This window comes from Collinsella sp. LCP19S3_F2 (assembly GCF_052121015.1).
GTDB lineage: Bacteria > Actinomycetota > Coriobacteriia > Coriobacteriales > Coriobacteriaceae > Collinsella.
Window position 1 is genome coordinate 145,965 of sequence record NZ_JBQKFA010000002.1, and the last position, 26,924, is coordinate 172,888.

Annotated in this window: 22 protein-coding genes and 1 pseudogene; 15 read left to right on the forward strand and 8 right to left on the reverse strand. The window is 58.7% G+C overall.

The genetic code is table 11. From position 1 onward, the window contains the following. Positions 1 to 87 precede the first annotated feature (87 nt). Positions 88 to 2,280, reverse strand: coding sequence for an acyltransferase family protein (locus tag ACTQX9_RS02300; RefSeq protein ID WP_441540368.1), 2,193 nt, complete (start codon positions 2,278 to 2,280; stop codon positions 88 to 90). Positions 2,281 to 2,466: 186 nt separating this feature from the next. Here ACTQX9_RS02300 and ACTQX9_RS02305 point away from each other — a divergent pair, with 186 nt between their 5' ends. From ACTQX9_RS02305 to ACTQX9_RS02325, 5 genes are all read left to right on the forward strand, one after another. After that, the gene (locus ACTQX9_RS02305; RefSeq protein ID WP_441540369.1) at positions 2,467 to 3,462 is read left to right on the forward strand and encodes a ribokinase; all 996 of its coding nucleotides are present in this window, start codon (positions 2,467 to 2,469) and stop codon (positions 3,460 to 3,462) included. Between the two features lie 4 nt (positions 3,463 to 3,466). Continuing rightward, entirely contained in the window at positions 3,467 to 4,441 is a 975-nt protein-coding gene (locus ACTQX9_RS02310) for a nucleoside hydrolase (protein ID WP_441032057.1), read from the forward strand. A 219-nt stretch (positions 4,442 to 4,660) separates the two neighbouring features. Continuing rightward, positions 4,661 to 5,671 carry a LacI family DNA-binding transcriptional regulator gene (locus ACTQX9_RS02315; protein WP_441540370.1) on the forward strand — a complete coding sequence of 337 codons (1,011 nt, stop codon included), beginning with the start codon at positions 4,661 to 4,663 and terminating at the stop codon, positions 5,669 to 5,671. Between the two features lie 217 nt (positions 5,672 to 5,888). After that, on the forward strand, positions 5,889 to 6,377 hold the full coding sequence (locus ACTQX9_RS02320; protein WP_441015328.1) for an S-ribosylhomocysteine lyase: 489 nt from the start codon (positions 5,889 to 5,891) through the stop codon (positions 6,375 to 6,377). A 144-nt stretch (positions 6,378 to 6,521) separates the two neighbouring features. Further along, positions 6,522 to 7,166 carry a DUF4867 family protein gene (locus tag ACTQX9_RS02325; RefSeq protein ID WP_154518221.1) on the forward strand — a complete coding sequence of 215 codons (645 nt, stop codon included), beginning with the start codon at positions 6,522 to 6,524 and terminating at the stop codon, positions 7,164 to 7,166. A 115-nt stretch (positions 7,167 to 7,281) separates the two neighbouring features. Here the strand turns inward: ACTQX9_RS02325 and ACTQX9_RS02330 are convergent, their stop codons facing one another. Next, positions 7,282 to 8,388: an ATP-binding protein gene (locus tag ACTQX9_RS02330; RefSeq protein WP_441540371.1), complete on the reverse strand. Its 1,107-nt coding sequence runs from the start codon at positions 8,386 to 8,388 to the stop codon at positions 7,282 to 7,284. Positions 8,389 to 8,854: 466 nt separating this feature from the next. Between ACTQX9_RS02330 and ACTQX9_RS02335 the strand changes: the two genes are divergently transcribed. The 4 genes from ACTQX9_RS02335 (at position 8,855) to ACTQX9_RS02350 (ending at position 14,427) form a co-directional block, all read left to right on the forward strand. Further along, positions 8,855 to 10,285: a 6-phospho-beta-glucosidase gene (locus ACTQX9_RS02335; RefSeq protein ID WP_441540372.1), complete on the forward strand. Its 1,431-nt coding sequence runs from the start codon at positions 8,855 to 8,857 to the stop codon at positions 10,283 to 10,285. Positions 10,286 to 10,427: 142 nt separating this feature from the next. Further along, positions 10,428 to 12,311 (forward strand): histidine kinase N-terminal 7TM domain-containing protein, encoded by a 1,884-nt coding sequence (locus ACTQX9_RS02340; RefSeq protein WP_441540373.1) that lies wholly within the window; start codon positions 10,428 to 10,430, stop codon positions 12,309 to 12,311. Continuing rightward, the gene (locus tag ACTQX9_RS02345; protein ID WP_441540374.1) at positions 12,308 to 13,807 is read left to right on the forward strand and encodes a sensor histidine kinase; all 1,500 of its coding nucleotides are present in this window, start codon (positions 12,308 to 12,310) and stop codon (positions 13,805 to 13,807) included. The genes ACTQX9_RS02340 and ACTQX9_RS02345 overlap by 4 nt, the downstream gene beginning before the upstream one ends. Next, positions 13,804 to 14,427, forward strand: a complete 624-nt coding sequence (locus ACTQX9_RS02350) for a response regulator transcription factor (protein WP_441540375.1) — start codon at positions 13,804 to 13,806, stop codon at positions 14,425 to 14,427. The genes ACTQX9_RS02345 and ACTQX9_RS02350 overlap by 4 nt, the downstream gene beginning before the upstream one ends. A gap of 192 nt (positions 14,428 to 14,619) precedes the next feature. Here ACTQX9_RS02350 and ACTQX9_RS02355 read toward each other — a convergent pair whose 3' ends face one another. The 4 genes from ACTQX9_RS02355 to ACTQX9_RS02370 all read right to left on the reverse strand — a co-directional run bounded on the left by ACTQX9_RS02355 (position 14,620) and on the right by ACTQX9_RS02370 (position 18,916). Next, on the reverse strand, positions 14,620 to 15,462 hold the full coding sequence (locus ACTQX9_RS02355; RefSeq protein ID WP_427727291.1) for a hypothetical protein: 843 nt from the start codon (positions 15,460 to 15,462) through the stop codon (positions 14,620 to 14,622). Positions 15,463 to 15,541: 79 nt separating this feature from the next. Beyond that, positions 15,542 to 16,783, reverse strand: coding sequence for an SPFH domain-containing protein (locus ACTQX9_RS02360; protein WP_441540376.1), 1,242 nt, complete (start codon positions 16,781 to 16,783; stop codon positions 15,542 to 15,544). A gap of 48 nt (positions 16,784 to 16,831) precedes the next feature. Further along, positions 16,832 to 18,154 carry a hypothetical protein gene (locus tag ACTQX9_RS02365; protein ID WP_441540377.1) on the reverse strand — a complete coding sequence of 441 codons (1,323 nt, stop codon included), beginning with the start codon at positions 18,152 to 18,154 and terminating at the stop codon, positions 16,832 to 16,834. Between the two features lie 24 nt (positions 18,155 to 18,178). Continuing rightward, the gene (locus ACTQX9_RS02370) at positions 18,179 to 18,916 is read right to left on the reverse strand and encodes a DUF4428 domain-containing protein (protein WP_441540378.1); all 738 of its coding nucleotides are present in this window, start codon (positions 18,914 to 18,916) and stop codon (positions 18,179 to 18,181) included. 359 nt (positions 18,917 to 19,275) lie between these two features. On the opposite strand from ACTQX9_RS02370, the gene ACTQX9_RS02375 reads away from it, so the two are divergent. The 6 genes and pseudogenes from ACTQX9_RS02375 to ACTQX9_RS02400 all read left to right on the forward strand — a co-directional run bounded on the left by ACTQX9_RS02375 (position 19,276) and on the right by ACTQX9_RS02400 (position 25,069). Continuing rightward, positions 19,276 to 20,811 (forward strand): LuxR C-terminal-related transcriptional regulator, encoded by a 1,536-nt coding sequence (locus ACTQX9_RS02375; protein ID WP_441540379.1) that lies wholly within the window; start codon positions 19,276 to 19,278, stop codon positions 20,809 to 20,811. 121 nt (positions 20,812 to 20,932) lie between these two features. After that, positions 20,933 to 21,616: an orotate phosphoribosyltransferase gene (gene pyrE / locus ACTQX9_RS02380; RefSeq protein ID WP_006236284.1), complete on the forward strand. Its 684-nt coding sequence runs from the start codon at positions 20,933 to 20,935 to the stop codon at positions 21,614 to 21,616. Between the two features lie 284 nt (positions 21,617 to 21,900). Further along, a pseudogene (locus tag ACTQX9_RS02385) lies at positions 21,901 to 22,304 on the forward strand (family 1 glycosylhydrolase); the annotation flags it as partial. Between the two features lie 263 nt (positions 22,305 to 22,567). Continuing rightward, positions 22,568 to 23,104: a PTS sugar transporter subunit IIA gene (locus ACTQX9_RS02390; protein ID WP_427747646.1), complete on the forward strand. Its 537-nt coding sequence runs from the start codon at positions 22,568 to 22,570 to the stop codon at positions 23,102 to 23,104. A gap of 313 nt (positions 23,105 to 23,417) precedes the next feature. Continuing rightward, a complete protein-coding gene (locus tag ACTQX9_RS02395) occupies positions 23,418 to 24,161 on the forward strand; it encodes a hypothetical protein (RefSeq protein WP_441540380.1) in 744 nt (247 codons plus the stop codon). Positions 24,162 to 24,511: 350 nt separating this feature from the next. Beyond that, a complete protein-coding gene (locus ACTQX9_RS02400; protein ID WP_441540381.1) occupies positions 24,512 to 25,069 on the forward strand; it encodes a DUF5105 domain-containing protein in 558 nt (185 codons plus the stop codon). A 115-nt stretch (positions 25,070 to 25,184) separates the two neighbouring features. Here the strand turns inward: ACTQX9_RS02400 and ACTQX9_RS02405 are convergent, their stop codons facing one another. Both ACTQX9_RS02405 and ACTQX9_RS02410 read right to left on the reverse strand, forming a co-directional pair. Next, on the reverse strand, positions 25,185 to 25,808 hold the full coding sequence (locus tag ACTQX9_RS02405; RefSeq protein WP_441540382.1) for a hypothetical protein: 624 nt from the start codon (positions 25,806 to 25,808) through the stop codon (positions 25,185 to 25,187). A gap of 264 nt (positions 25,809 to 26,072) precedes the next feature. Beyond that, positions 26,073 to 26,888, reverse strand: a complete 816-nt coding sequence (locus ACTQX9_RS02410; protein ID WP_441540383.1) for an Ltp family lipoprotein — start codon at positions 26,886 to 26,888, stop codon at positions 26,073 to 26,075. Positions 26,889 to 26,924: the final 36 nt, after the last annotated feature.

Genomic DNA, 26,924 nt, shown 5'->3' on the forward strand with positions numbered 1-26,924 from the left:
TCTGGGGTGAATTAACAGCCCAGAGGCGGCTTTGTAAGTCGCGGAAGTGGTCCCAAGTGCCGGATTGTAAGCAGATTTGGCTGTGCGTTACTTGTCGGTGCCTAGCTTGTGCGGTTTGTAGGCGAGGGCGTTGACGAGTGCCTCGGCAGCGGATTTGACAGCCGCCGGCTGCGGATCGTTAACGTGGTCCTCGGGGTGCACGGGTAGGTCCTTCTTGACGGCATCGTGGATGAGCTTAAGGTACTCGGTCACGCCGGTAGTCGACAGGTGCGTGCCGTCGCCATCGAACAGGTCGTTGCGATTTGTGCTGTATCCGTACCAGTCGATAACACGCACGTTTTTATAGCGCTTGGCGGCGTTGGCAATGGCTTGGTTCGTGGACCCGACCCACGGCTGCGGGCTGCGCGTGTTTACAAACACGACAATACGTTGATCACCGGCGTCGGCCATGATCGCGTCGACCTGGGCGTCCGTTACCAAACCGTTGGTGCCCAGGGCAAAGACCACGATCTTGCCGGCAAGGTTCTGCTGGATATAGCCCTCAAATGTCGCGCGGCCCGCATCAAACTGGCGGCCCTTTTCGGCATCGATGTGGCTGTGCGGGAACACGCCGTCAAAGGCATCGACGGCGCGCAGGGACACGGAGTCGCCAATCATTAGCAGGTCGTAGGCTCCGTCGGGGAAGCCGTCGTCATCTTTGTCGGTGTCATCGGCCGCCCGCTGATCTTGAGGCTTTGCATTTTTGGCTTCCTTGTTTAGGATTTCGGCGCCCTCGCCGCTCAGCGCGGATGTGTCGGGCACAAAGACCAGGCCGCCCAGCGCCACAACAATCACGACGGCGCAAACGGCGCAGGCGGGGACATGTGCGCGCATCCAGCCGGCGGGCGTGGTGGTGCCGTCGCGGAGCTCGGAAACGGTGCGCCCAAAAGCGCCCTTCCTAAACGGCGTTTCGATAAAGCGATAGGAGCACTCGGCCACGGCGACCACCAACAACACCTGCAAAATGTACTGCCACCAGGGCGTGTCGTTAATGTTGGCGACCGGGTTCATGAGGAGCAGCAGCGGATAATGCCACAGGTAGATGCTGTAGGAGCGCTTGCCGATCCATACGAGCGGCTCGGCGGCCAAGGCCCGTGCGACCATGCCCTGGGGCTGCACACATGCCGCGATAACCATCAGTGTGAGGATGGAGCACAGCAGCGTGCCCCCGCGATACTGAAACGCGGTATAGCCGTTGGTGAGCGCGACCATGGCGGCGAGTCCGACCAGGCCAACGACGCCCATCAAATCGATGGATGCGGGGGAGGACCAAAAGCGTGCGAGCTCACTTGGCTTTGTCGTGGCGGCCTCGGCGGTGTCGCTCTTTGACTTGTCGTGCTTGCCGGCGCCGGCCAGTCGGTCGAGCCCCAGATGGCGGACAAGGCGCGCAGGCGCCAGGTCGCGATCGGGGATAAAGGCCATCCAGGCGCCCAGCAGCAACGAGAACACGCGGGTGTCGGTGCCGTAGTACACGCGGCTGGGGTCGGTGGCGGGGTTGTAGAGCACCATCATGGCGACGGCGGAGACGGCGGCGAGGCCCAGGACCACGCGGCGCGTGTTGGGCTTGCTCATGTGCACCGACACCATGGCGAGCAGCAGCGGCGGCCAAATAAGATAGAACTGTTCCTCGATGGCAAGCGACCAAAAGTGCGTGAGCGGCGAGGGGTCGCCCAGGGCGTTAAAGTACGAAACGTCCTGCATGATCTGCCACCAGTTATTAAAGAACAGCAGCGACGGCAGGATGTCGGGGCGCATCTTGGTGAGCATCACATGGTTAAAGACAGTGCACAGTGCGCAGGTCACCACCACGACGGTTACCACGGCGGGGAACAGGCGACGGATGCGGCGGATCCAGAAGCTCTTGAGATCGATACGACCGGTCTTTGCGATTTCGTTGAGGAGCAGGCGCGTGATCAAGTATCCCGAGAGCACAAAGAAGATCGTGACGCCGAGCAGGCCGCCCTGAGCCCACGTGAGGTTGAGGTGATAGAGCACCACCGCGACAACGGCGAGCGTGCGAAGGCCGTCGAGGGCGGGGATGTAGCGAGATTTGGGACGCGTGGGCGCCTGTTCTTTTGCGGCGCTGTCGGTGCGGGCGCCCTTGTTGGCGGGCGAGCGATGGGAGCCTGCAGCGCGGCGCGGCTCGGTGGTTTGGCGGTTAGTGCGCGAACGTTCGTGCGGCGCTTGTTGATCGCTCGCATGGCGTGAGCTGCGCGAGCTCGATCGCGGGAATTGTTCCATAAAACATCATCCAATGACGAGAATAATCAGCACGCTTTCATTGTAGCCGCCTACTCCTGTGAATGCTTGCTGCTGGCGTAAGCTCAAGCGCGCGTCCACATCAAAGTGAACTAAAGTTATAGAGGTGCGAGAGTGCACGATTGACGGCCGACAGCGGGTGCAGAGCCCGCGGACGAGGAGGTTTTCATGGCAGATTGCGGCATCGTTGCGGTGTTCGGCAGCATGAACATGGACCTTTCGGTGGCGTGCGAGTGCATGCCGCGTGCGGGCGAGACCGTCGGCGGCAGCGGGTTTATCACCAACGCCGGCGGCAAGGGCGCCAATCAGGCCGTAGCAGCTGCGCGCATGGGCGCGCGCACGCGCATGATCGGCGCGGTCGGCCGCGACGCGTTTGGCTCGTCGCTCGTGGCGGGGCTCCAAGATGCTGGCGTGGACTGTGACTTTGTGGCGTGTCGCGACGATGTGGAGACGGGAACGGCGACCATCATTCGCTGTGAGGGCGATAACCGCATCGTGCTGTCGCCGGGCGCCAACCATGCACTTGCGGGCGAGGACGTTGCCCGCGCGCTGAGGCGCCTGGTGGCCGATGAGCTCGACGGCGACGCCAGCGAGATTGCCCCGGCTGCCGGAAGCGTCTTTATCGCCCAGGGCGAATGTGACCTTGCAGCGACGGCCGAGGCGCTTGCTTGCGCTCACGAGCTGGGGTTTTATACGGTCTTTAATCCAGCGCCAGCCTGCGAAGTGCCTGCGGAGGTCTGGCCTGCAGTCGACCTGGTTTGTCCCAACGAGACTGAGTGCCAGGTACTGACGGGCATCTTGCCTGCAGACGATCCGAGCTGCGTCGCGGCGCTCAATGCCCTGCTCGCCAAAGGTGCCGGAGCTGCGGTCATCACGCTGGGCGGCGCCGGCTCGGTTACGCTCGGCGACGACGGCGAGCTGCTGCGCATGCCGGCGCTTTCGAGCGCGGTGGTCGATACGACGGCCGCGGGCGATACGTTTATCGGTGCGCTTGTCGCGGCTCGTCTGGAGGGCCTGCCGCTCTTTGAGTGCATGGCCGCGGGTGCTCGCGCCTCGGCGGTGACGGTGTCGCGCCTGGGCGCGCAGCAGTCGATTCCCACGCGTGCCGAAGTTGAGCGCGTGTTTGATTTAGACGATTTAGTACAAGACGGAGAAGCGGAGTAGAACAATGGCAACCAAGAAGCTGATCCTTGATCTGGATATGGGTGTGGACGATGCGATGGCGCTTGCCTATGCCATCGCGAGCCCCGAGGTTGAGCTCGTGGGCATTACCACGTGTTTTGGCAACGTGCGCGTCGACCAGTCGGCGCGCAACTGCCTGGCGGTGCTTGACCTGCTGGGCCGTCCCGAGGTGCCGGTGTACCTGGGTGCCGACCGTCCTCTGCAGGCGACTGAGCCCTATACGCCGCCGGCGTCCACCGTACTCATTCACGGCAAGAATGGCATCGGCGGCGCGAGTGTGCCCGCGTCGCCCTACGAGCCGGTGGGGGCGACGTCGGCCGATGGCAACGCTGCAGTCGATTATCTGATTGATGCCGCGCGCACCTATGGTCCCGATCTGGTCTACGTAGCGACCGGCCCGCTCTCCAACCTGGCGCTTGCCCTGGAGCGCGATGCGGCGGCGGTGATGTCTATTGGCCGCGTGGTGGTGATGGGCGGCGCCCTGACCGTGCCCGGCAATGTGAGCGCGGGTGCCGAGGCCAACATGGCAAGCGATCCCGAAGCGGCCGATGCCGTGCTGCGTTCGGGCCGCAAGCTCACTATGGTGGGCCTGGATGTGACGCATCGCGTGGTGCTCACGCGTCGCGACATTGCCGGATGGACGGGCTCGGGCACCATGGCGGGCTGTGCGTTTGCGAGCATGGTCGAGCACTACATTGGCTCGTACGAGATGAACGCACCCTACCTGGGTGGTTGTGCGCTGCACGATCCGCTGGCCGTCGCCGTGGCGATCGACCCCACGCTCGTGGGTGCGCTCGGCTGCAATCTGCGTGTTGATCTGCTGGGCGAGTATCGCGGCCGCACCATTTGCGACGAGCATCGCCTGTCCGATCCGGACAAGAGCGCGCTTGTGGCGCTGACCGTGGATGCCCCGCGCTTCCTTTCCGAGTTCAAGACGCGCATGGCCCGTGTTCTTGGCTAGATGATTTCCGTGCCCCGCCCCATGTAGTCAATTTGGGACGGGGCTTTTTTAGCTACCGAGTAAATGTGCCCGTTGGGGGAATAGTCGTGCCACTTCGCTTGACAACAGGCTAAACTAGCTCATAAACATTTACTACTCTGTTTAGATTGAATTTGCGGTCGTTTAGTTGTCGAGTCATCAAGTTGCGATGCTCCGCCACGGCCGTTGCTAGGGGGAACAATGGCCAAAGCAAGTGTTCGCGAGATCAGCCGCATCACCGGTTTTTCGCCTGCGACCGTGTCCAACGCGCTCAACCGCAAGCGCAGCGTGAGTGAAGAGACCGCCAAGGTCATCCTGGAGTGCGCGCAATCGCTTGGCTATCAGCAGTCGACGCAGCTCGAGAGCATTCAGTTTGTGCTTGCGCGCAAGACGGGCGCCATTCTGGACGAGAGCACCTTCCATCCCGCGGTCATCGAGGGCGTGGAGCGCCAGGCGCGTCGTCACGGCATGAGCACGAGCTTTGTCTCGCTCGACTTTAGCGACTTGGACGCCGTGCGTCCGCAGGTCGAGGGCCTGATCGCCGATCCGTCCGCCGCTATCGTGCTGATGGGTACCGAGCTGGGTGAGGAAGACTACGCCCTGTTTGCCAACGCTGCCGCCCACCTGATCGTGCTCGATGGCTGGAGCGATCGTCAGTACTTCGATGCCGTGGTCATTGCCAACACCGACTCGGTGCTGCGCGCCGTGGATCACCTCATCGAGAAAGGTCACAGGCAGATCGGCTATCTGGCAGGCGACCTTCGCATCCGCAACTTTAAGGATCGCGAGCGCGGCTATCGCCAAGCGCTTGAGGACGCAGACCTTGAGGCCAACCCGACATGGCGCGTTACGCTGGGCACCACGCTCGAGGGCGCCTATCGCGACATGGGCGCATGGCTCGACAGCGTCTCGCGCGACGACCTGCCGACGGCTTTCTTTGCCGAAAACGACGTGCTCGCCGTGGGTTCCATGCGCGCGCTCAACGAGCACGGCATACGCGTGCCCGAGGATGTCTCGATCATCGGCTTTGACGATCTGTCTTTGGGCGCCTTCTCCAACCCGCCGCTCACCACGGTGCACGTTCCCAAGCACGAGGTGGGCGAGATCGCGGTGCGCCGCCTGGTGGGCAACATCCGCAATCCCAAGAGCTATACCTGCAAGACAGCCGTATCGACCTATTTTGTCGAGCGTCAGAGCGTGCGTGAGATCTAGGCAAAGGCAACGCCGGGCCGCAGGGCGGCAAAGCCGTCGACGCGACCATTTCGTACACTGCCTAGCATGATTTTTCTGGGACGGGGATTAAAAACTCATTGATCCCCGTCCCGGGCAGCTCATTTGGGACGGGGCTTTTTTGACTGGTATGATTGGTGCGACCATTCGAACCAGCTAAAAGAGCCCCGTCCCAAATTGACTATCGAGAGGATCTGCCATGGAGCGTATCGCGAGCTTTTCCGTTGACCATTTGCTGCTTGAGCCCGGCGTGTATGTGAGCCGCATCGACCGCGATCCGGCGACCGCCGCTGTCGTTACCACCTTTGACCTGCGCCTGACCACGCCCAACAAGGAGCCGGTCATGAACACGGCAGAGTGCCACACCATCGAGCATCTAGGCGCGACATTCCTTCGCAACCATGCCGAGTGGTCGAGCCGCATTGTCTACTTTGGCCCCATGGGCTGCCGCACGGGCTTTTACCTGGTCGTGTTTGGCGAGGTGACGAGCGAGGAGATTCTGCCGCTCGTGCGTGAGTTGTTTGAGTTTGTCGCCGACTTTGAGGGCGATGTCCCCGGAGCCGCTCCCGAGGAGTGCGGCAACTACCTGGACCAGAACCTTCCCATGGCAAACTGGCTCGCGCGCCGCTACCTCGACCGCGACCTGGCCGATATCGACGAGAAGCACCTGCACTATCAGCAGGCGTAAGGGTTTTATCGCCCAAAACGCGCGCATTGGGCGCCTTCGCTTATGCGGGGGCGCCTTTTTGTTGAGTGGTCTGGACGAGCGTTCAAAATCGCTCATGTTTGTTCTAGAATGTTCGTATAGTCACATTTAGGAACAGGAGTGAACATGCATATCTACTCTGTCAACGATCTCGAGTTCAAGTCCTATGGTCGCGTGTGGGACGACGTCCCGTCCGGCCTGACTGCTCCACTCGTCGAGGCACTCTCCGCTACGCCCATCCCCGAGGGCAGTAAGTACGTAGCGAGCGCGCCGGAGCTCGAGGGTGTCATGGATGCCGACAAGCTTGGCTTTCTCATGTTTGGCGGCCGCCCCTTCCAGCTCGGCTGGTGCAACGGGCACAACACGCGTCTCAACTGCCTGGAGTACCACCGCGCGAGCGAGTTCAACCTGGGGGCGCGTGACTTTATCCTGCTTGTGGCGCATCGCTGGGAGATCGAGGGCGGCAAGCTCGACACCGCGTGCGTCAAGGCGTTTCGCGTGCCGGCGGGCAAGGTTGTCGAGGTTTTCAACACCACGCTCCACTACACGCCGTGCATGGTCGACGACGGTGGCTTCCAGGTGATGGTGGCGCTGCCCGCCGGCACCAACGGTCCGCGTCCCGAGGCTGCGGCCGATATGCCTGCCGCCGGCGACAGCTACTGCTACTGGAAGGCCGACAAGTGGGTTCTCTGCCATGCTGACAGCCCCAAGGCAGCCGAAGGCGGCTACGTAGGTCTCATCGGCAAAAACCTCGACATCGCCTGTGACTAGAATCTTCTGTCTCGATCTGTAACATCTAGCGGGCTAAATCGTCTCTACCTGTTACAGTTCGAGACATACCGCCCCCAGCCACCACAAAGGTGCCTGTCCCCATTGTGGTGGCTGTCTAGAGCTGGCTGCGCAGATAGTCAGCCATATATGGAACAGCGAAACGCACGTAACCGCGGCGTGCCTGTTCGATAACGCCGGCGTCGATGAGGCGTCGGCGATACTTTTGCGCATAGTCGGGTGTGACTGACATGCGCTCGGCCACATTGGAGATGCGCGACACGCCGTCTTTGTCATCAGTCATTGCGTCGAGAAACGCAACGTCTTGGTCCGATAGCGCGGCGAGCGTCGTTTCACAAACATCGTTTTCGAAATCGGCCTTTGACGCTTCGATAGCTCCGTCGACTTGCTCTGGCGTTACGTATTCTCCTGCCTGGCAGCGATTGGCGATGTTGTAGCCGATGAGCTGTAGCATATAGGGCGATCCTTGGGTTGCACGAGCGGCACGGAGGCGAAGATCGCCTGGAATATCAAGGTCGAGCTCTTCGAAAGCCCGCTGATAATAGGCATCGACATCTCCGACTGAAAGCGGTTCGAGCGTGACTTTGCGTGCGCGGTTGAGAAATGTCAGTACGCGGTCGTTGAGTGTCGCGGAGACTGCTCCCGGGAGGCCCGCCATGACGAGCGCGACGTTGAGTCCCTCGCCGACCAGCTCTTGATAGGCGGTGACGAGCTGTCTGATCTCGGGTGAATTTGCCTGGAGCTCGTCGATGAGGATGAGGATGCCGTGTCCCTGCTCGGTTAACTTGCGTGCCAACTGCGTGAGTTTGAACTGGAAACTCTTAGTTTCCTGTACGTCGCGCGTAAACTCGAGGCCGGCTGAGAAACCGAAGACGCTCAAACTGCCACCTGTAAGTTTGGGGAGACGATGCTTGTTGGCGTAAGGCTCGCCCGCTTCCTGGATTTTCTCAACAATGCGCTCGAGCATATCCTCGGAGGCTACGGTGGGCGTGGCGACAACAAAGCCGAGCTTGCGGGCGCGATCGGCAAGTTCCCACAACAGAACCGTTTTGCCGCTGCCTCGCTGGCCGAGCATGAGCATGGCTCGGTCTCGATTGCCCGGCTCCTGCTCAAGGCCGGAGATGAATGTCGAAATCACGCTCCCGCGTCCCACCAGATAGGACGGGCGATTTCCAAATGAGGGGGAGAAGATGGTTTCAGTCATAAGTCTCCTTTCCTTTTTTTCCTATTTTTTCCTTTTTTTCCTATTCAGTCAAATGAGTTGCTGAGCGAAGGCGGCTACGTAGGTCTCATCGGCAAAAACCTCGACATCGCCTGCGACTAGAATCTTCTGTCTCGATCTGTAACATCTAGCGGGCTAAATCGTCTCTCCCTGTTACAGATTTAGACAAACTGCAAGGGACTGGCCGAACAATCTCAATCTGTAACACCAGGCCCGGTTTTGGCGGCCTAGCTGTTACAGATCGAGACAAAACGGGCCCAAACCGCCACAAAGGCGCCTGTCCCCTTTGTGGTGGATTGGGCAGGCGGGTATCAAAAAGTGTCAGGCGGGGTGGCTGCCGGGCGCCTGCACGCGAAAAGAAGTATCGGCCTGTGCCACTGCCGTTGAGCGACGCGTTGTTTGCAGGGATACTGAAACCACGACAAACAGCGTGCGAAAGGATTGATACATGGCTTTCCGTAATGACTTCCTGTGGGGCGGCGCAACGGCTGCCAACCAGTGCGAGGGTGCCTACGACGTGGACGGCCGCGGCCTGGCCAACGTGGACGTGGCTCCGCACGGCCCCGAGCGCTATGCGGTGGTCTCCGGCCAGCGTAAAATGCTCGACTTCGAGGACGGCTATTACTATCCCGCGCAGACCGGCATCGATTTCTATCACCACTACAAAGAGGACATCGCTCTCTTTGCCGAGATGGGCTTTAAGACCTTCCGTATGAGCCTGGCTTGGACCCGCATCTTCCCCAACGGCGACGAGACCGAGCCCAACGAGGCTGGCCTGGCCTTCTACGAGGACGTATTCCGCGAGTGTCAGGCGCACGGCATCGAACCGCTCGTGACCATCACACACTTCGATTGCCCGATTCACCTCATCAAGGAGTACGGCGGCTGGCGCAACCGCAAGCTCATCGACTTCTACAAGAACCTCGCGACCACGATCTTTACCCGCTACAAAGGGCTGGTGAAGTACTGGCTCACCTTCAACGAGATCAATATGATCTTGCACCTGCCGTTTATGGGTGCCGGTCTGGTCTTTGAGGAGGGCGAGAACAAGGAGGCCGTCGAGTACCTGGCCGCCCACAACGAGCTCGTCGCCAGCGCCTGGGCAACCAAGATCGCCCACAAGATCGACCCCGAGATCAAGATCGGCTGCATGCTCGCCGCGGGTAGCTACTACCCCTACAGCTGCCGTCCGGGCGATGTGCGCCAGGCGCAGCTCGATAACCAGGACAACTACTTCTTCGTCGACGTCCAGAGCCGCGGCTACTACCCGGCATATGCCGTCAAGAAGCTCGAGCGTCTAGGCATCGATGTGGGCATGACGGACGAGGACCGCGAGATCCTGGCCGCTAACACCGTCGACTTCATCAGCTTTAGCTATTACAGCACCCGCTGCTCTGCCGGTGCCGATAACCCCGATGTCGAGCGCACCCAGGGTAACGCCTTCGCCGGCGCCAAGAACCCCTACCTGCAGGAGAGCCAGTGGGGCTGGGCCATCGATCCGCTGGGCTTCCGCATCACCCTCAACGACCTGTACGACCGTTATCAGAAGCCGCTGTTTGTGGTCGAGAACGGTCTGGGCGCCAAGGATGTTGTCGAGGAGGATGGCTCCATCAACGACGACTACCGTATCGACTACCTGCGCCAGCATATCGCCGCGATGCGCGATGCGGTGACCGAGGACGGCGTTGACCTGCTGGGCTACACCACCTGGGGCCCGATCGACCTGGTGTCTGCCGGCACGGGTGAGATGTCCAAGCGCTACGGCTTTATCTATGTGGACCGCGACGATGCAGGCAACGGTACCCTCAAGCGTTCCAAAAAGAAGAGCTTCGACTGGTACAAGAAGGTTATTGCTTCTAATGGTGAGGACCTGTCCTAAGGAAGCTGAGACGCTCAACTTCATAGCCTTCTAACCAAGGCGCCCGGCGAGTAGTTATTGCTCGCCGGGCGCCTTGCCGTCTGCGGATTTTGGGACATGCGGCCCGCTTTTTGGGCCCGCCTGTCGGTACACTAAAGGGACTATGAGTACCCGCGAGCGACATATCGGCCACGCGGCCGCCCGGACCGCTCCGGTTGCGGATCCCAGGGGCGGCAGGCTCTTCGCCATGCCGCGATTCCTTGTTGGCATAACACATCAGGTGTACCGTCACCGCGTCTTTGCTATCGCCGGCGCCATCACCGCGCTGTTCCTCATGCTTTTGGCGATCTTGCCGGTGCTGTTCGCCTTCGACCCCAAACTTTCTAACGCCGTGCCCGCCTATAGCGAGGTGTCCGAAGAGGTCGTGGATGCGCTCGCCCATTCGAGCCCTCTCCCGCTGCTTGTCGCCGCAATTGTATTTTCGACTTGGGGCGTGTTGGTCTATCTGCGTTGTTTGGACTATGTGTTGCGCCGCCGCCTTGTTGCCATCGCCACCATCTGTGCCCTGTGGATGATCGAGGTCATTCTCAAGTACAAGTCGTTCACGCCGTTCTATGCCACCATGCTGTGGTACCTGTACTACGTGCCCATGACGCTCATTCCGCTGCTCTACCAGCTCTGCGGCCTGCGCCTTGCGGGCCTGGAGCAACGCCGCCTGGGTCGCCGCTACCGTGCTGCGCTGTGGATTGTGGCCATCCTGCTTATCGGATTTGTGCTCACCAACGATTTTCACCAGCAGGTCTTCCGCTTTGACCGTACAAGCGACACCTGGAGCAACGATTACACGTACGGCCGGGGTTATTTCGCCTTCCTCGTGTGGACGGCCTTTAACTTCGTGGCCTTTTTTGTCCTGGTTGGTCGGTCCTCGTCCTTTCGCATCCAACGTTTCTCGGGCACGGCGGCGCTCGTGCTGCTGGGCGGAGCATTCTTTGGCATCTCATATGCTCTGCGCGTGCCCTGGGCATGGAGGCTCAACTTTTCGCTCGTCTATTGCATCCTGTGCGTGGTGGCGATGGAAATCTGTCTCGATTGCGGTGTCATTCCGTCGTACCACGATATCGCCGGCATCTTCGACACCTTGCCGCTTGACCTCAAAGTTCTAACGCGCGACCTGCAGGAGGTCTATGCCACGCCGGTGTCAAAGCCAATGCCGGTAGGCGTGCGCGAGGAGCTGCGGACCCAGGAGCACGGACGCGCCCATGCCTTTACCGTGGCGTCCGATCCCGATGTGATGTATCGTGCTTTTCCGCTGCTGGGGGGATCGGCCCTGCTGGCCCAAGATGTATCGGAGCTCAACGAGCTCAATCGCGAACTGGCACATCGTCGCATGGAGCTGCAACGCCAAAACGAGCTGCTTGCCGCCGACTACGACCTTAAGACACATTTGGCAGATCAAGAGGCCGAGACCTTGCTAGTCCAAGACGTGGACCAGGCGCTTGCCCGCGCGCTCGAAGAGATGTACGACTTGTTGAGCTCGCTGCCGCCGTTGACTGACGAGGAATCTTCGCGCGAGCGTTACCGCATGCTGCAGCGCGCCAAGATGCTCGTTGCCTATTGCAAACGGAAGGGGTCGCTCACGTTGGCACAGCACGGGGAGAGCGGTTTTGACCGCGACCGCATTCAGCTCATTGCCAACGAGCTCGCAAGCGACCTGCGCACGATCGATGTCGATTGCGCCTCGATTATTGCCATACGGCGCCCGATGCACGCCAGTACGGTAAGCGCGCTGTACGACTGCGTGTATGACTTTGCGTTTTTTGCCTACGCCACCGATCATCCGGCACTTATGTATCACTTGGGCGACCATGACCGATGCAGCGTCGAGCTGCGCGCCACACTTTTTTCCAACGATGATGAAGATCTTTCGCAGACGCCCGCTGCGCAAGAGCTCGAAAGCGCTTTGCAAGGGCGCAACGTGGCATACCGCCTTGAGGGCGAGTCCGGTCAGCTGCGCATGATCGTCTTGATGCCGAGGGCGGGTGAGTGACGATGCAGATTTCGCTCATACTTCCCCAAATCGTTGCGCTCGATGTTGTCTTTGCCCTGGCTGCGTGTCTGCAGACGATCCACGTCCCGCTCATCGCATCGCGCCGCTCGTCCTATAACCGTAAGGTGATTTGCGCCTACGAGGCGAGTCTTGTGCTTCACCTGATGATTTCGGCGCTCATCTTGTTCACGTCGTCTGGCTCGTATCTGGTGGCGCCGCTTGACGTTTGCGCCAGGGCAATGGGCGGAGCGTTGTGGCTCAATGCCGCAATCTTTGCCTATGGCGTGGTACTTATGGTGCGCTATCGTCGCCTCGTCATGCTGGTCGAGCTGTTGCTTGTTGTCGCCGTTACACCACCGGTGGTTTTTGCCATGGGCTCGGCGTGGACCGTTGTCCTTATCGCAGAGGGAGCGTTCTTCCTGTTCCGTTCCATCGCGGCGCTCTTGATGGACGTCCGTAACCGCCAAGAGGATATCACCTTGTTCTCGACGATCGAGACCATCAACGTGATTCCCGTGGGCATCCTGTATCTAGACCCGAGGGGCCGTCCGCTGCTCATGAACCGCTGCATGCGCAAAAACCTCGTAGAGCTCCATATGCCCACCGACCTGGGCGACATGAGCAGCACATGGAACGACCTGCGCAAACTGAGCATGCAAATGCCCGAAAGCAGCGCCAATCGCGCCCATATCGACCTTGATCGCTTTGGTAGGGATCGCGCCGTGGTCGAGATCTCTCCTTCCGAGATTCGTCTGTTCGTGCGTGACTCCGTTACGGTCTCGAGCCGTCCGTTCGAGCGCGTCGTCGGCCTGGACGTGACGGAATACGCACACGCCTACGACCGTCTGGCGCAAGCCAACCACCTGCTTGAGCGTGCTGGCCAAGAGCTCCAGGCCCAGATTGAAGAAGCCAAAAAGGTTGCCGACAATGCGGCCTACCTACGTATGCGTGCCCGCGTTCACGATGTGATCGGCCAGCGCCTGTCCATTCTTCATCGCTATTTGGAGGAGGGACGTCTGGATGATGAGTCGCTCGAGCAGATTGACCCGTTGCTGCGCTCAATCGCCGCCGATTTGCGCAGTGGCGGTTCCAGCGAGCCTGCAGAGCAGCTGAGCGATATCGTCCACGCCTTTGGCTTGGTGAGTGTGCAGATCGATGTTGAGGGTGCGCTGCCTGAGGACGCGCGTGTCGCCGCCGCATTTTTGCAGATTATCCGCGAGGCCTCGACCAATGCCACCAGGCATGCGCAGGCGCATCGGGTCCACGTGCGCCTGTGGCAGGAGGGGACGAATGCTGGCGCCGTCGCGCGCATGACGATTTCTAACGACGGGTCCCCGGCCCCCGTATCGTATCGCGAGGGAACGGGTATCCCAGGTATGAGGCATGTCGCGCAAGATTTGGGCGGCGGCCTGGAAGTCCACGCCGCCCAGCCCTTTACGCTTGCGGTGTCCATCCCGCTGAGCCCCAACGCCACGGTCCAAAGGAGAAGTTCATGATCCGCGTGTTAATTGTCGAAGATCAGGCCATTCTGCGCGAAAGCCTGGCGCGCTCCGTTGGCGACCAGCCCGATATGACCGTCGCCGCCGCGATCGCCGATGCCTCCGAGGCCTTGGGTGTCGCGCTCAAGGAGCACCCGGACATGATATTGATGGACGTGTGCACCGAACACGATTCAAACGGCATCGTGGCGGCGGCGCGCATCAAGGAGCAGCTGCCCGAGTGCCGCGTCATCATCATGACCGGCATGCCCGAGATCACCTTTGTCGATCAGGCTCGCGAGGCGGGCGTCGATAGCTTTGTGTACAAGAACGTTGGTATCGACGAGCTGTTCGCCGTGATGCGCTCCACGCTGGCGGGCTATTGCACGTTTCCCAAGCCGCCCGAGAGCATTTTTTCGGGCACGGCGGCACTCGACGATGTCGAGCTGTCGATTTTGCGCCTTGCCTGCGAGGGCAAAAGCCGCCGCGAGATCGCGGCCGAGCTGTTTATGAGTGAGGGTACCATCAAGCGTCGCATCTCGGAGATTCTGAGCAAGACCGGCTACGACAACATCATGCGCCTGGCCGTGCGCGCGGTAACGGAGGGCAGCATCGTTCCCAACATGGAGCGGCCGTAATCGACGCGCTCGCCGTGTTCCGGCGCCGTAAAGATAGGCCGCCCGCCGTTTTGCATCAGAAAACGACGGGCGGCCTGCTTGTGCGGCTGTGCTGTCGGCATAAAAACGACGGGGCCGCAGGATCAACTCCTGCGGCCCCGCCTGGCAAGTGCGCGGATGCGTCCGCCAATCCGCGGCTGATGTTACGTGCCGCTACGCGATGGTTGCGGTGTAGGAGGCGACGTCCTCGTAGGAATCGGTCAGGTAGGCGTCGATGCCGATGGTCGTGTTGACCAGGTCGTCAAGGCTGTCAAGCTCGCCGCTCGAGAACGTGAATTCCTCGGTGGCGTTGGTGCCGGGCATCAGGTTAGCCGAGAACCAGGGTTCCTTCATGGTGCCGTTGACGTTGGTCTTGCCGGAGGGAGCGTAGAAGGTCAGGTCCTTGTCGCTCTTGTTGGTGATGTTGACGACAAAGCCGATGTCGCCCCATTCGTCCTTGAACTTCTCGGTGATGGTGATGGTGCACAGATCGTCATCGGCGACGGTGACGGCGGGGGAGATTTCGACGCTCTGGACATCGTCGTCTTCGACGGCCTCATCGATCTCCTCTTCCTTCTCGGCCGCCTCGCGATCCTTTTTTAGCGTACCGGACAGATCCTTGTCGGACTTCGTAAAGATAAGCTTGTCGCCTTCCACCTCGAGGACGAGCTTGCCGTCCTTGAGTTTCATGTCCTGCGAATCGCCGTCGGCGGTGATGGTTGCAGTGGTGGCGTCCTTGGCCTCCCATTTCAGGTCGGCGACCTCAAGGAACATGTCGAGGACGCCCGTGCCGTCTTCGTCGAGGATCAGGATACAGTTGAGGCCCCACTCCTTGAGCATATCCATGTACTCATCGGTGAGCTCTTCGCCCTCCAGGGTTCCACCCGAGAGTTCCCAGCTGCCGACGAAGTTGGCCTTGGGGTCCTTGCCGCCGCCGCTGCAGCCCGTCAGGGCAAAGGCGAGCGCCAGGACGCATGTCAGAAATGCGAGTACGGACTTTTTGAACGTTGTCTTCATGGTGTCCTCCTTTATCGAACGAAACCCATAGAAGCAAATGCGGGGGTGGCGGACCCCCGCCAATTACCAGATAGAGGGGTTAGGGCCTAGGCGTTCCGCAGTTGCTGCAGAACTTGCCGCCGTTTTCGCTGCCGCAGTTGGGGCAGAACCACTTGGCCGGTGCCGGGGCGGGTGCGGGACTGCCGCATTCGGGGCAGAACTTGCCGGTGTTGGTGGCACCGCAGCTGCAGGTCCATGCGCCGGCCGCGGGGGCAGCGGCAGGAGCCGGTGCGGGGGCGGGTGCCGGAGCCGGCTGTGGGGCGGCCTGCTGCTGTGCCTGGCCGGCGGCGAACAGCTGGCTGGCGTTCATGCCGCCCATGCCGCCCGCCATGCCCATGCCCATAAAGCCGGCCATCGCGCCGTTGGGGTTGGCGGCTGCCGCGCGCATCGCATCGCTCTGGGCGCTGGCGATGTTGGCGGCTGCCATGGTGGGATCGCGCATGACTGCGGCCTTCTGCAGGTCCTTGATCATTTGCTCGTCTTCTTGCGAGGCGGCGATGGAGTTGACGCCAAAGCTCACGATCTCGACGCCGCGCAGGTCGCGCCAGTCGGCGGAGAGAACCTCGTTGAGCGCGCGGGCGAGCTCGGTGGTGTGGCCGGGGATGGCGCTGTAGCGGATGCCCATCTCCGAGATCTTGGCAAAGGCGGGTTGCAGAGCGGTGAGCAGCTCGGACTTAAGCTGGCTGTCGATCTTATCGCGCGTGTAGCTATCGGTCACGTTGCCGCACACGTTGGTGTAGAACAGCAGCGGGTTGGTGATGCGGTACGAATACTCGCCGTTGCAGCGAACGGAGATGTCGACATCCAGGCCAATGTTGTTATCGACCACGCGGAAGGGCACAGGCGAGGCGGTGCCGTACTTGTTGCCGATGATCTCCTTGGTGTTGATGAAGTAGACACGCTGGTCTTTGCCCGCGTCACCGCCAAAGGTAAAGCGGCTGCCGATATTGGCGAACGTCTCCTTGATGGAGTCGCCCAGGTTGCCGCTAAAGACGCTCGGCTCGCTGCCGGTGTCAAAGACAAACTCGCCGGGCTCCAGCGCGACCTCGATGATCTTGCCGTTTTGCACCACGAGCATGCCCTGGCCGTCGTTGACGGCGATGACGGAGCCGTTGGAGATGACGTTGTCCTCGCCGCGCGTGTTGGAGCTGCGGCCGCCGGTGCGCTTGCTGCCCTTGCAGGCCAAGACGTCAGCGGGCATCGATTCGCAATAGATATATTCCTTCCACTGGTCGGCCATGACGCCGCCGGCAGCACCCAATCCAGCTTTCAAGAGTCCCATGGTGATCTTCCTTTCTCGTCAAAGGCCGGGTGGTATTGGTCAGAATGGCTAATCGTCCTTGTTGTCCTTCATGACAACGGTGGTCTCGGTGTGGCTGAAGGTGTCGTGCTTCTCGGTCAAGTCGAGCTCACCGCAGTAGCAATCGGCGTGGGTGGCCTCGTTGGCCGTCTTGAGCTGGCCTACCAGCAGCACGTCTCCGATGATTACGATGATCAGCGGCGCGACGATGTTGATGAGGATGCCCTCGACATCAAAGGTGAGGTAGTCCGGATTGAAGGCGTTCTCGCCCATAAAGAGAATCTGGGAGAGGACAAACCCGATCACAAAGAACAGCACCGAGGCGATGGCGAGCTTGGGCTTGGAGCAGGGAAGCTCGCCGACCATGCGGCCGGTTTGGCCGTTCATGGCAAACAGGTAGCTCTTGCCGTTCCACGAGGTGGAAAGCATCCACACGGGGAACAGAGCGTAGTTGCTGTCTTCCCAGGTGTAGTCGAGCTGCTTGCTTTCGACCGTGGCATCGTCATATTCGTCGACGACGGTCTCGCGCAGGGCCGAAATCGTACTTTCTTCCATACGACGCTCGGCGCGCGCCTTGCAGGTCTCGCAATCCTCATCGTAGCGGTTGGCGATGTAGCCGGGCATATACGCGACCGAGAACGGGCGCAGCGCATCGTAGTCAAACGGCTCGATGGCATCCATATGGCCGTCGGGCATCTTGGACGATCCGTCGACGGGCACGCGCTCAAACGAGATTTTGCCCTTACGGTAGGCGTCGTAGTGGTCGGTGGTCGTGACGGTGCGGTCGGATTCCTCGGTCACGGTCTCGTTGGTCGCATCAAAGTGCACTTCGCCGTCCACGCGGGCGCCGTAGAGCCAAAACGGCACGTAAACGCCTTGGACCTCGTCGATGTGGTTGCCGGTGACAAAGCTCTTGGGCAGCAGGATTTTGCCCTTGTAGTGCTCTTTGAGTGCTGCCATAACATCATCGCGCCCGAGCTTAAACGGAATCACCAGGTCGGGTGAGAAGTCGCCCGAGAGCTGGCCGGGCGCCACGGCGGAGTTGCCGCAGTATGGGCAGGTGGTAACGGCGACGGTGCCGTCCGAGACCAGCTCGGCGCCGCACGACGAGCAGATGTAGCCGGCGTTTTGGGCCAGATCCTGCACGGCATCGTCGACAGCAGGTTTGGGGGCCGCGGCTGCGGCATCGGCTTTGGCATCTGCCTTGTCCTGGCGCTCGCGATAGAGGGCCTCGACTTCTTCGACTTCAAAACGCGAATCGCAGTAGTCGCAGACAAGCTTTTGTTCGGCACTGGCAAAGTGAAGGGGGCCGCCACACGCGGGGCACTGATAGTTGACACTCTCGAAGGCCATGATCGGTCCTTTCCGTGCCGGAGGCTATGCGCCGATGGCGCCGCCGCAGTACTCGCAGCGTCCACTGGCATCGGGAATGGTGGTTGCACCGCAGAAGGGGCAGGTGACCGCGGTCTTGGGGGCCTTGGCGGCCACGACGCTGTCGCGTGTCTCCTGACGCAGCTGTACCAGCGCATCGCGGACTTCGGTTGCCTGGCGCTTGGTCTCGCGATATTCGATGGAGCCACGCTGATCGATGGTGGAGTCGTTCACGCGCAGGTTAATCTCGGTAAAGTACGGCGTGTTGACGTGGATGGTCAGATTAAAGTCGTAATCCAGGTCGTAGCGCGGCGGGTTGTAGCTCTCGCGCTCGCCGTCCTTGGTCTCGCGATAGATCTCGGTGCGATGCTCGTCGATATCCATATCGCAGCCGAGTACCTGTGAGAACTCGATGATGTCGGGATTGGCGTCGCGCCAGCGGCTCTGCGAAGTGATGATCAGCAGACCCGCGTCCTCGTCGAGCATGATGTTGGTGCGCCCGGCAGAGAGCGTGCGCGTGGGGTTGAACGAGGCCAGGCGCTCGGCGTTGGCCTCGCGGTAGGCGAGTTGCTCGCGGATATCGTCCGCGGTGCTGGAGCGCCAACCACTAAAGAAGGGGGAGAGCTTGCCTGCGCACTCTTTGCACAGGTAGCCTTCGTTGATCTTGGTCTTTCCCAAAAGCCCCAGTTCGGTACCGCAAATCGCGCACTCTTTCTTCTCGAACATCTTGTCAAAGAAGCCCATAGCTGCCTCCCATCAACAGGTAGCGTGTGTCACTTTTGATGATGGGTGAGCGCGCGATCTTTCACGATACCCAGACGGCTCAACGAGTCTCCACAACTGGGACACATGGCCCATTTTTGACTGGACGCCGGGGGCCACTCATTGGGGACGTACTTAAATGAGTGGTAGTTGGAGACACTCCTTGCCGAGCTAGAGGTCGCGCGTGTCCCTTCTGGTCCATGCGGCTCAAAATCGCGGCGTGATGTGGACGGTGGGGTCGAAATGAGCGGCATTTCGAGCCTGGCTTCGATATTGAGGCTGGTTCTTTATTAAAATGGAATTCCAGACAATTGAGCGGCTGGGGGTTAACCATGAGGGGCATGGGAGACACAACCGCATATTTGCGTCGGGGCATTCGGGAGATTATATGCCTGGCGCTGTTCTTCTTCACGTTTTTGGCGTGCGAGTATCTCTTTGATACTCGCATGGCCGAGCTCGTGTCTCCGAACGAGGTCGTTATTTATGAGAGCCTTGTCCTCGGCGCGAGCGTGATTGGCTTCTTTGTGCGTCCCGTTCTGTACTATCGCCGCCCCCATGTCATCGACGCAACGAGCGATATCACGGGCGTTTTGCTGGTGGCGGCATTCCTGCTGTTGATTATGGCGGTTCGGACTGAGGTGGTAATCGCCGGCGGTTTGGTGGCGTGCTGCGCGCTGGGCTACTGCGGATCGACTGCCCATGCAAACTTTGCGCGGCGCTTTGCGCGGACGCCCTGCTTGGCGCGCGCCGCCGCACTTTCTTACGCCATGGGCGTTCTGGTGCAGGTCTTCAACCATATGGTGATGCCTGCCGGCATTCCTCAGCAGGCTGTTCTGGTCGTCTGTGCGATCGCGCAGGTGGCGTTGCTTCACGGTGCCCGACGCGCCAAACTGCGCGACGAGTCCGATCCCAACTTTGAACCCAGTGCTGCCGGGCTTTCGGTAGATGCTTTGGAATATGGCGCCAAGTGGCATGACGAGCCCGAGACAAAGGCGGCATTCCGCCGCGCCGTAGTTCGCCTGACCGTGGCGACGGCGTATCTTTCCGGCGTATTCGCCGCTCTCAACGCGGGCCTCACAACCCTGCATGCTACCGGAGCCGTTGATTTGGGTGATTGGCCGCGCCTGCTGCTTGTTGCGAGTTCGTTGGCCGCCGGCGCCCTATTTGACCTGCACGGCCGTTCGTATATGAATATCGGCATGACATGTGTCGCCATGCTGTCCACGCTTTCGTTCTTTGTGCTCATCATCGATGGCAATGGCGGCAACGAGCTTGCTGCCACGATCATCTTTTATCTGGGCTCGGGCTTCTTTGTGGTGTTCTTTACCACAAAATTCGCCGCTATCTCGCTCTATGCGCACTGGTCATATTTTTGGCCGTGCATGGGTCGCGTCGTCAATAACGTGTGCTCGATGCTCGTGACGGCGCCGGCGGTAGCGATTATCTCGAGTCAAAACGTGCTGGCTGCAGTCGGCGCGGCACTCGTGATGTTTGTGGGTATTGCGATTACGCTGTTGGGACAGTCGGGGCAACGGGCCGATGATGCCGTGATACAGGACGGGCTGGCGCTTGCTGCCGACAATCTTGGTGGAGATCTTGCGCCCGCATGTTCCGACCCCGCGCTTGTGGAGGCAGCGGAGCTCACGCCCGATGAACGCCTCGATGCCTTCGTCACCACCTTTGGGCTTACAGAGCGCGAGCGCGATATTCTTGAGGCCCTGGTCGTTTCGGACCAGAGCGTTCAGGACATTGCCGCAACGCTTTTCCTTTCGCGCTCCACGCTCTATCGTCACATTTCCTCGATCAACAAAAAGACCGGTACCGCCTCGCGTGTGGCCCTGATCAACTTCTACTGGTCCTGGGCACCCAAGGACTAGCGTATGAGCCGCCTCCCAGTTCCTTACTCTAACGGGGGGATGTGGCTCCAAAGCGCACCCGCATCGACGCTTCGCCTGCGCTAAACTGGAAGGCACGTACGCGATTACGAGAGGAGCCCGTATGGAGGCTTACAAGCAAGAGTTCATCAAGTTTATGGTTGAGTCCGACGTTCTTAAGTTCGGCAGCTTTACGCTCAAGAGTGGCCGTCAGTCTCCGTTCTTTATGAACGCCGGCGCTTACGTGACAGGCTATCAGCTCAAGAAGCTGGGTGAGTATTACGCCCAGGCCATCCACGATAACTTTGGTGACGACTTTGATGTGCTGTTTGGACCGGCCTACAAGGGTATTCCGCTGGCCGTCGTGACCGCAATTGCCTACCACGAGCTGTACGGCAAGGAGGTCAAGTACTGCTGCGACCGTAAGGAGGCCAAGGACCACGGTGCCGATAAGGGCAACCTGCTGGGTTATGAGCCCCAGGACGGCGACCGCGTGGTCATGGTCGAGGACGTTACCACCAGCGGCAAGTCCATCGACGAGACCTATCCCAAGGTTAAGGCTGCTGCCGACGTCGAAATCAAGGGCCTGATCGTGTCTCTCAACCGCATGGAGGTCGGCAAGGGTGGCGTGACCACCGCTCAGAAGGAGATCGAGGCAAAGTACGGTTTCCCCGTCGCGAGCATCGTCTCCATGGCCGAGGTCGTCGAGACCCTCTACAACCACGAGATCGACGGCAAGGTCGTCATCGATGACGAACTTAAGACCGCCATCGACGCCTACTACGAGCAGTACGGAGCTCGGGAGTAGTTACGGCGTTTTACCAAACGCCGTAACCGGCCGACGCTGCGCGCCGCCCAGGGCGACAATTTGTCATTCAAAAGGCGAGGCATGACCAGAAGGTCAATGCCTCGCCTTTTTCATGCCAACTTGTTCGCCCTGGACGTCGCTCGCTGTCCGTCCTCTACTTGCGGCGTTGTCTTGCTCCGAATGCGGCCCGCTCGCTGCCGTTGCCAGATTAGTCATTGGGGACGTTCTTAAACGACTAGTCGTTGGGGACATTCTTGTTTGACTAGTCGTTTAAGAACGTCCCCACCGACTGGGGCTGGCAGATCGATCCGCTGGGCCTGCGCATCGCCCTCAACGAGATTTACGCCCGCTACGAGATTCCGCTGATGGTGGTCGAGAACGGCATGGGCGCCTACGACGAGGTCGAGGAGGACGGCTCCATCCATGACCCGTATCGCATCGCCTACTTGCAGAGCCACATCAAGGCCATGGGCGAGGCCATCGCCGATGGCGTTGACCTGATTGCCTACACCTGGTGGGGTCCCATCGACCTGGTTTCCGCCGGCACTGGCGAGATGCGCAAGCGCTACGGCTTCATTCACGTCGATAAGTACGACGACGGCACCGGTACCTACGAGCGCCGCCGCAAGGACAGCTTCTTCGCATACCAGAGATCATCAAGTCCAACGGCACCGAGGGCTTGGAATAATTGAGCTCCGGCGTTCCGCCGAACGCCGGACCGGCCGCCGACTACGTGACCACCGACGTCGATGACGACGGCATCTGGAACGCTTTTGTTCACCCGGGGCTTATCGAGGCTTAATCGACAATATGAGTGCCCATGGGAAAAGGTTTTGGAAGGGCTTGGAAGGGCTTGTGATTTGGGCCCTCGCCTTAGCATTATGGCCATTTGGCACTATAATCACCATAGGTATGCGCATAACGTTGCGCTTAATCAAGAGGAGAAAACGTATGGGTCTGTTTGATATGTTCAAGAAGAAGGCTGAGCCCGTGGCTGCCGCTGCTCCGGCCTCCATTTCTGCTTCTGCCGGCGCCGACGTGCTGTGTTCGCCCGTCAAGGGCAAGGTCATCAAGATGGCCGACGTGCCCGATCCCGTCTTTGCTGGCGAGGTTTTGGGCAAGGGCTGCGCCGTGTGGCCCGAGGACGACCTGGTCTACGCTCCCTGCGACGGCAAGGTGACCGTCACCATGGGTCACGCCGTGGGCCTGCAGTCCGATAGCGGCATCGAGGTTCTGGTGCACGTTGGCGTCGATACCGTCAACATGAATGGCGACGGCTTCGAGGGCTTCGTCAAGGCCGACGACGTCGTGAAGGCCGGCCAGCCCTTGCTCAAGATCGACCGCACCAAGATCGCTGCCGCCGGTTACAAGGACTGCGTCGTCGTGGCCGTGTCCAACACCGCCGAGTTTGCCGATGTCGAGCTCGCCGTCGAGGCCGAGTCTGCCGTCGCCGCCGGTGACGCCATCGTTAAGGTCGTCCGCAAGTAGTCTGCGGCATCCAGAAGATGCACAAGGGTGGTCGGGTTATCCGGCCACCCTTTTTTAGTAGGCCGAGTAGGCGCATTTTATTGCAGGGGGGCTGTTGCGCGGGCTATTCGTTTGTCAAATTGAGCCGACTGCGCGGTTGTGGCCTCGATTCGTTTTGAATCTAGTTGCTGACCTTTCCACACAATCGAGGTTTTTTATTGGATAAAAACGCTCGCCATGCAAATTCTACCGTTCGTATTTGTTGCTCAACAACTCGCTAATGCCTTTCTGTAACCTAGGTATGAAATTAGCATATGCATAAGGGGAGGAATTGATGAAAGACATCTCGAGAAGAGGCTTTCTAGCCGGAATTGCAACGTTGGGCCTTGCTGGATGTTCGGGCAAACCTGATAAGACAGACGGCTCTACGCTAAAACCGAAAAAGGGCACGCTTAAGAATGAAAGAAGTCCAAAGAGTTCCGATATTGTAGTAACCATGGACCCTATTTACAACTATCAGGCTGGTCAAAGCGGTTGTGACTATATTACAAAAATCAAAAACACTAGTGATCAAGTTGTTGTCGACTGGGGAGTTGATGGCATCGCAAAGAAGGCGGACGGCACACTATGTGGCACCGTGAGTAGTAATATATCTAGCTGCTGTGCTCTTCTTCCAGGGCAAGAAATATGGTACTTCGGTGCAATTAGTGGCATAGATGAGCTGCCAGCGTCACTTGAGCTTACGTTTAGGGTTAATTCTTTTAAGAAAGTCACCGAAAAAGACACCTATGAGTTCACAGTGTTAAATGAACGATTAGAACAAATCGGTACTAATATGTACAGTTTTGATGTCGAAATTCAAAATGATTCGCCGTATGACTATGGTATGGGCACGACGCTCATGGGCGTATTGAAAGATGATATGGGGAACGTCGTGAACGGATTTGCGGGTGGCTCTGATGTTCTTGAAGCGGGCTGCCACACGATTATCTCTGCCAATAGCGGTCTCGATTTGACTGGATCCCCCTATGCATCGTACGAGTACAGCATTTTGAAGAACGTTCTTGAACCGTACTAAACAGATGAAAAATAACAGCGTTAATTAGCCTGCGGCAGCCAACTACGGTTCTTAATCGTGGCCCCACCACAACGGAAAGAATCTCGCATGTTTCAGGATTGACGTGAACAAGCGCGTATCGAATATCGTAGCATTGAGCACTCGGATATTATCCTAGTCAATTGGAATGTCATCGCTATTTTGATTTTGCTCCAAACTTGGGGGACAAGGGATCGCTGGTTCGAATTCGGTCGTCCCGACCAGAACCTCGCTTTTGCGACGCTAGGGTTTGGGTCGAGCCGCTAATATGGACTTATTGTCACAACGTGCGCTGCGCGGGGAACGCAGCGCCGCTTGTTTGGAGGGATGTCATGAGAAAGAAACTACTGCTTGTGCCCCTGATGGCTGTAGTGGTTGCATGCGTGTTCGCTCTTTCCGGTTGCGGTAGTCCTACGGTCGAGCAACTGATTAACGAAGATCTGACCAATCAACTTGATGAGATTAAAAATAACGACGAATCATTTCTGGACGGCCTGAATAAGGTTGCGGGAAAAGAGTTTAAAAGGGTCGATATCAAAACCGAGGAATACGCCAAGAGCTATCTCGAGGGCTTCGACTATAAAATCGGCGACATTGTGGTCGATGAAGATAAGGGTACCGCCACTGCTGAAGTGACCATCACCTGTAAGTCAATGAATCAAATTCAAGGGGATTTTGCCACCAAATTCCAAGAGAAGGTCGCCGCGCTCGATGGGTCGCCTTCCGAAGATGAGTTGTACAAGATAGCCGGCCAGGTGATGATAGATGTGACCAAAAGCGCTAAGCCTAAAGACACCAAGGCTACCTTCAGGTACTCTGCAAACGATGATAACGAATGGTCGGGGGATGACTCCAATATCTCCGAAATGATGAGCGCGATGCAAGGATAGAGCTGCGTGAATAGATGTCCATGCGATAAAGGGAGGGTCATTTGGACGACCCTCCCTTTATATTTGCATTGGATCACTGGCGCGCGCCTGCGCTACTGATGGCCGCTTCCTATGTCTAGCGAATCACGACCGTTTTTTCTTCGCCGCCAAGATTCATGTCGACTTTTAGGTTTCCTCCGTCTATGGCGCTGGCGGGGACATATGTGTAGACAAATAGGTGCTCGGGCAGGTTTGCGTCGAAATACGTATTGCGAATATAGAGCCAGAGTTCATTCGCGATGTACTGTATTGTCCAATTGGAATAATCGTCGCCGTTGTAGTCGGCAACGAGGTCTGTGATTGCATACTCGTCGACAGGTAGCTTATCTGAGGTCAAAGCTGTCACGTCAAATTCGAGAATCATGAAGGCGTATCCGGGTTCGACTTCCCAATAAGTCCGGGATTCGCTGGATTCGAGCGTGTCGGTGACTGTGGCAGATGTTAGAGTGATGTTCCATTTGTCGGTCTTGACGGTCTGACCAACGGAAAACTGTTTCTTGATTTGCGCAAGCTGCTCTTCCGCGTGTTCTAGATCGCTGGTGTCCACGAGCTTCTTCTGGCTTAAGCTTAAGGCGTCGTATGCTTCTCGGGCATCGGAGATTGCCTTTTCCTTATCGAGCGAGACCTCCCCAAGGGCTTTAATCTCATCGTCGACACTTCGGGCCATGAGCTCATCGAGCTTTTTCTCCGCAGCTTTCAATTTGTCCCGGTTTTCAACCTTATTTTTTGGTTTTCATCCAGCTGATCAAAGGCGTCCGAGGCTGTTTCGATTGTTGCGGCCGTCTGCAAAGAGACATCATCGATTTTTGAAATCAGCTCAATGACATGCTGCGTTTCTTCATCTGGTCCGCCAATTGAACAGCCCCCCCATGAGCAGCGCGAGTGGAAGTGAAATGCATAGGGCTCCGATGAGCCAGTATTTTTTTTGCAGCTGTTGTCATCTAATTCTCTCCTTGTTGATTCGTTAATAACCGACCTTCGATAGGCCATAAGATATTTGGCTTGAAGTAAACCCTTCGAATTCGAGTTGGCTGTAGAGCTCGGAGCGTGACATGCTCATCGAATCCAAATAACGCTGGGCCTTTTCGGCGCATTGCTCATTCCAGTCTGCGCCGCAATGCTCCAGTGCGTAGCTGATTTCATCTGCTTCAAACCCCTCGAACTCAAGCTGGTCGCGTAAGCCAGATTCCGAGAAGCCTCCAACTGTGTCGAGATAGGATTTTGCCTTCCCTAGTGCGTTGCGCTCTCCCATAGTAGCCGAGGAACTATTCGAAAAATTGTCGGTGCCCGAATGCCCTTTAGCGGAGCCGGAATCCAATTGCGACCAAGGATGATTTTGGACCGTGGATTTATCTTTACAAAAGGTCAAGATAAAGTTGGGGTCTTCGTTGAATATAAGGGATATGAGCGAATCATTTTCGATGGGATCGTCGTATGCAAAGAGCGTTGCAGGGGTCATGCCCTCATCGAAGTCAAAGGTACACGTGTATGTTGTAATTCCGTTTTGCTTTCCTGCTTTGGTGACCGTGCATTTGTACGGACCGTCGTCATCATCGGAGAAAATGAGGATGCCACTGCCATCGGCGTCGACGCTTAGCGTTGTGCCGCTGAAGTCACCCCAGACTAAATCATCGGCTCCGGTCGTGGTCATTCCTGCTGCATACCAGGTGCCGACACACCATTCGTCAGCAAGAGGGCCTATTTGTTGGCTGGAAGCCGATTTGAGGCGCGGTGGTTTTTGCGTACCGCCGAATGCGGCGACGGCGATTGCTATCGCCACGAAGATCGCGAGGGCAATGATGATATTTCGTTTTGT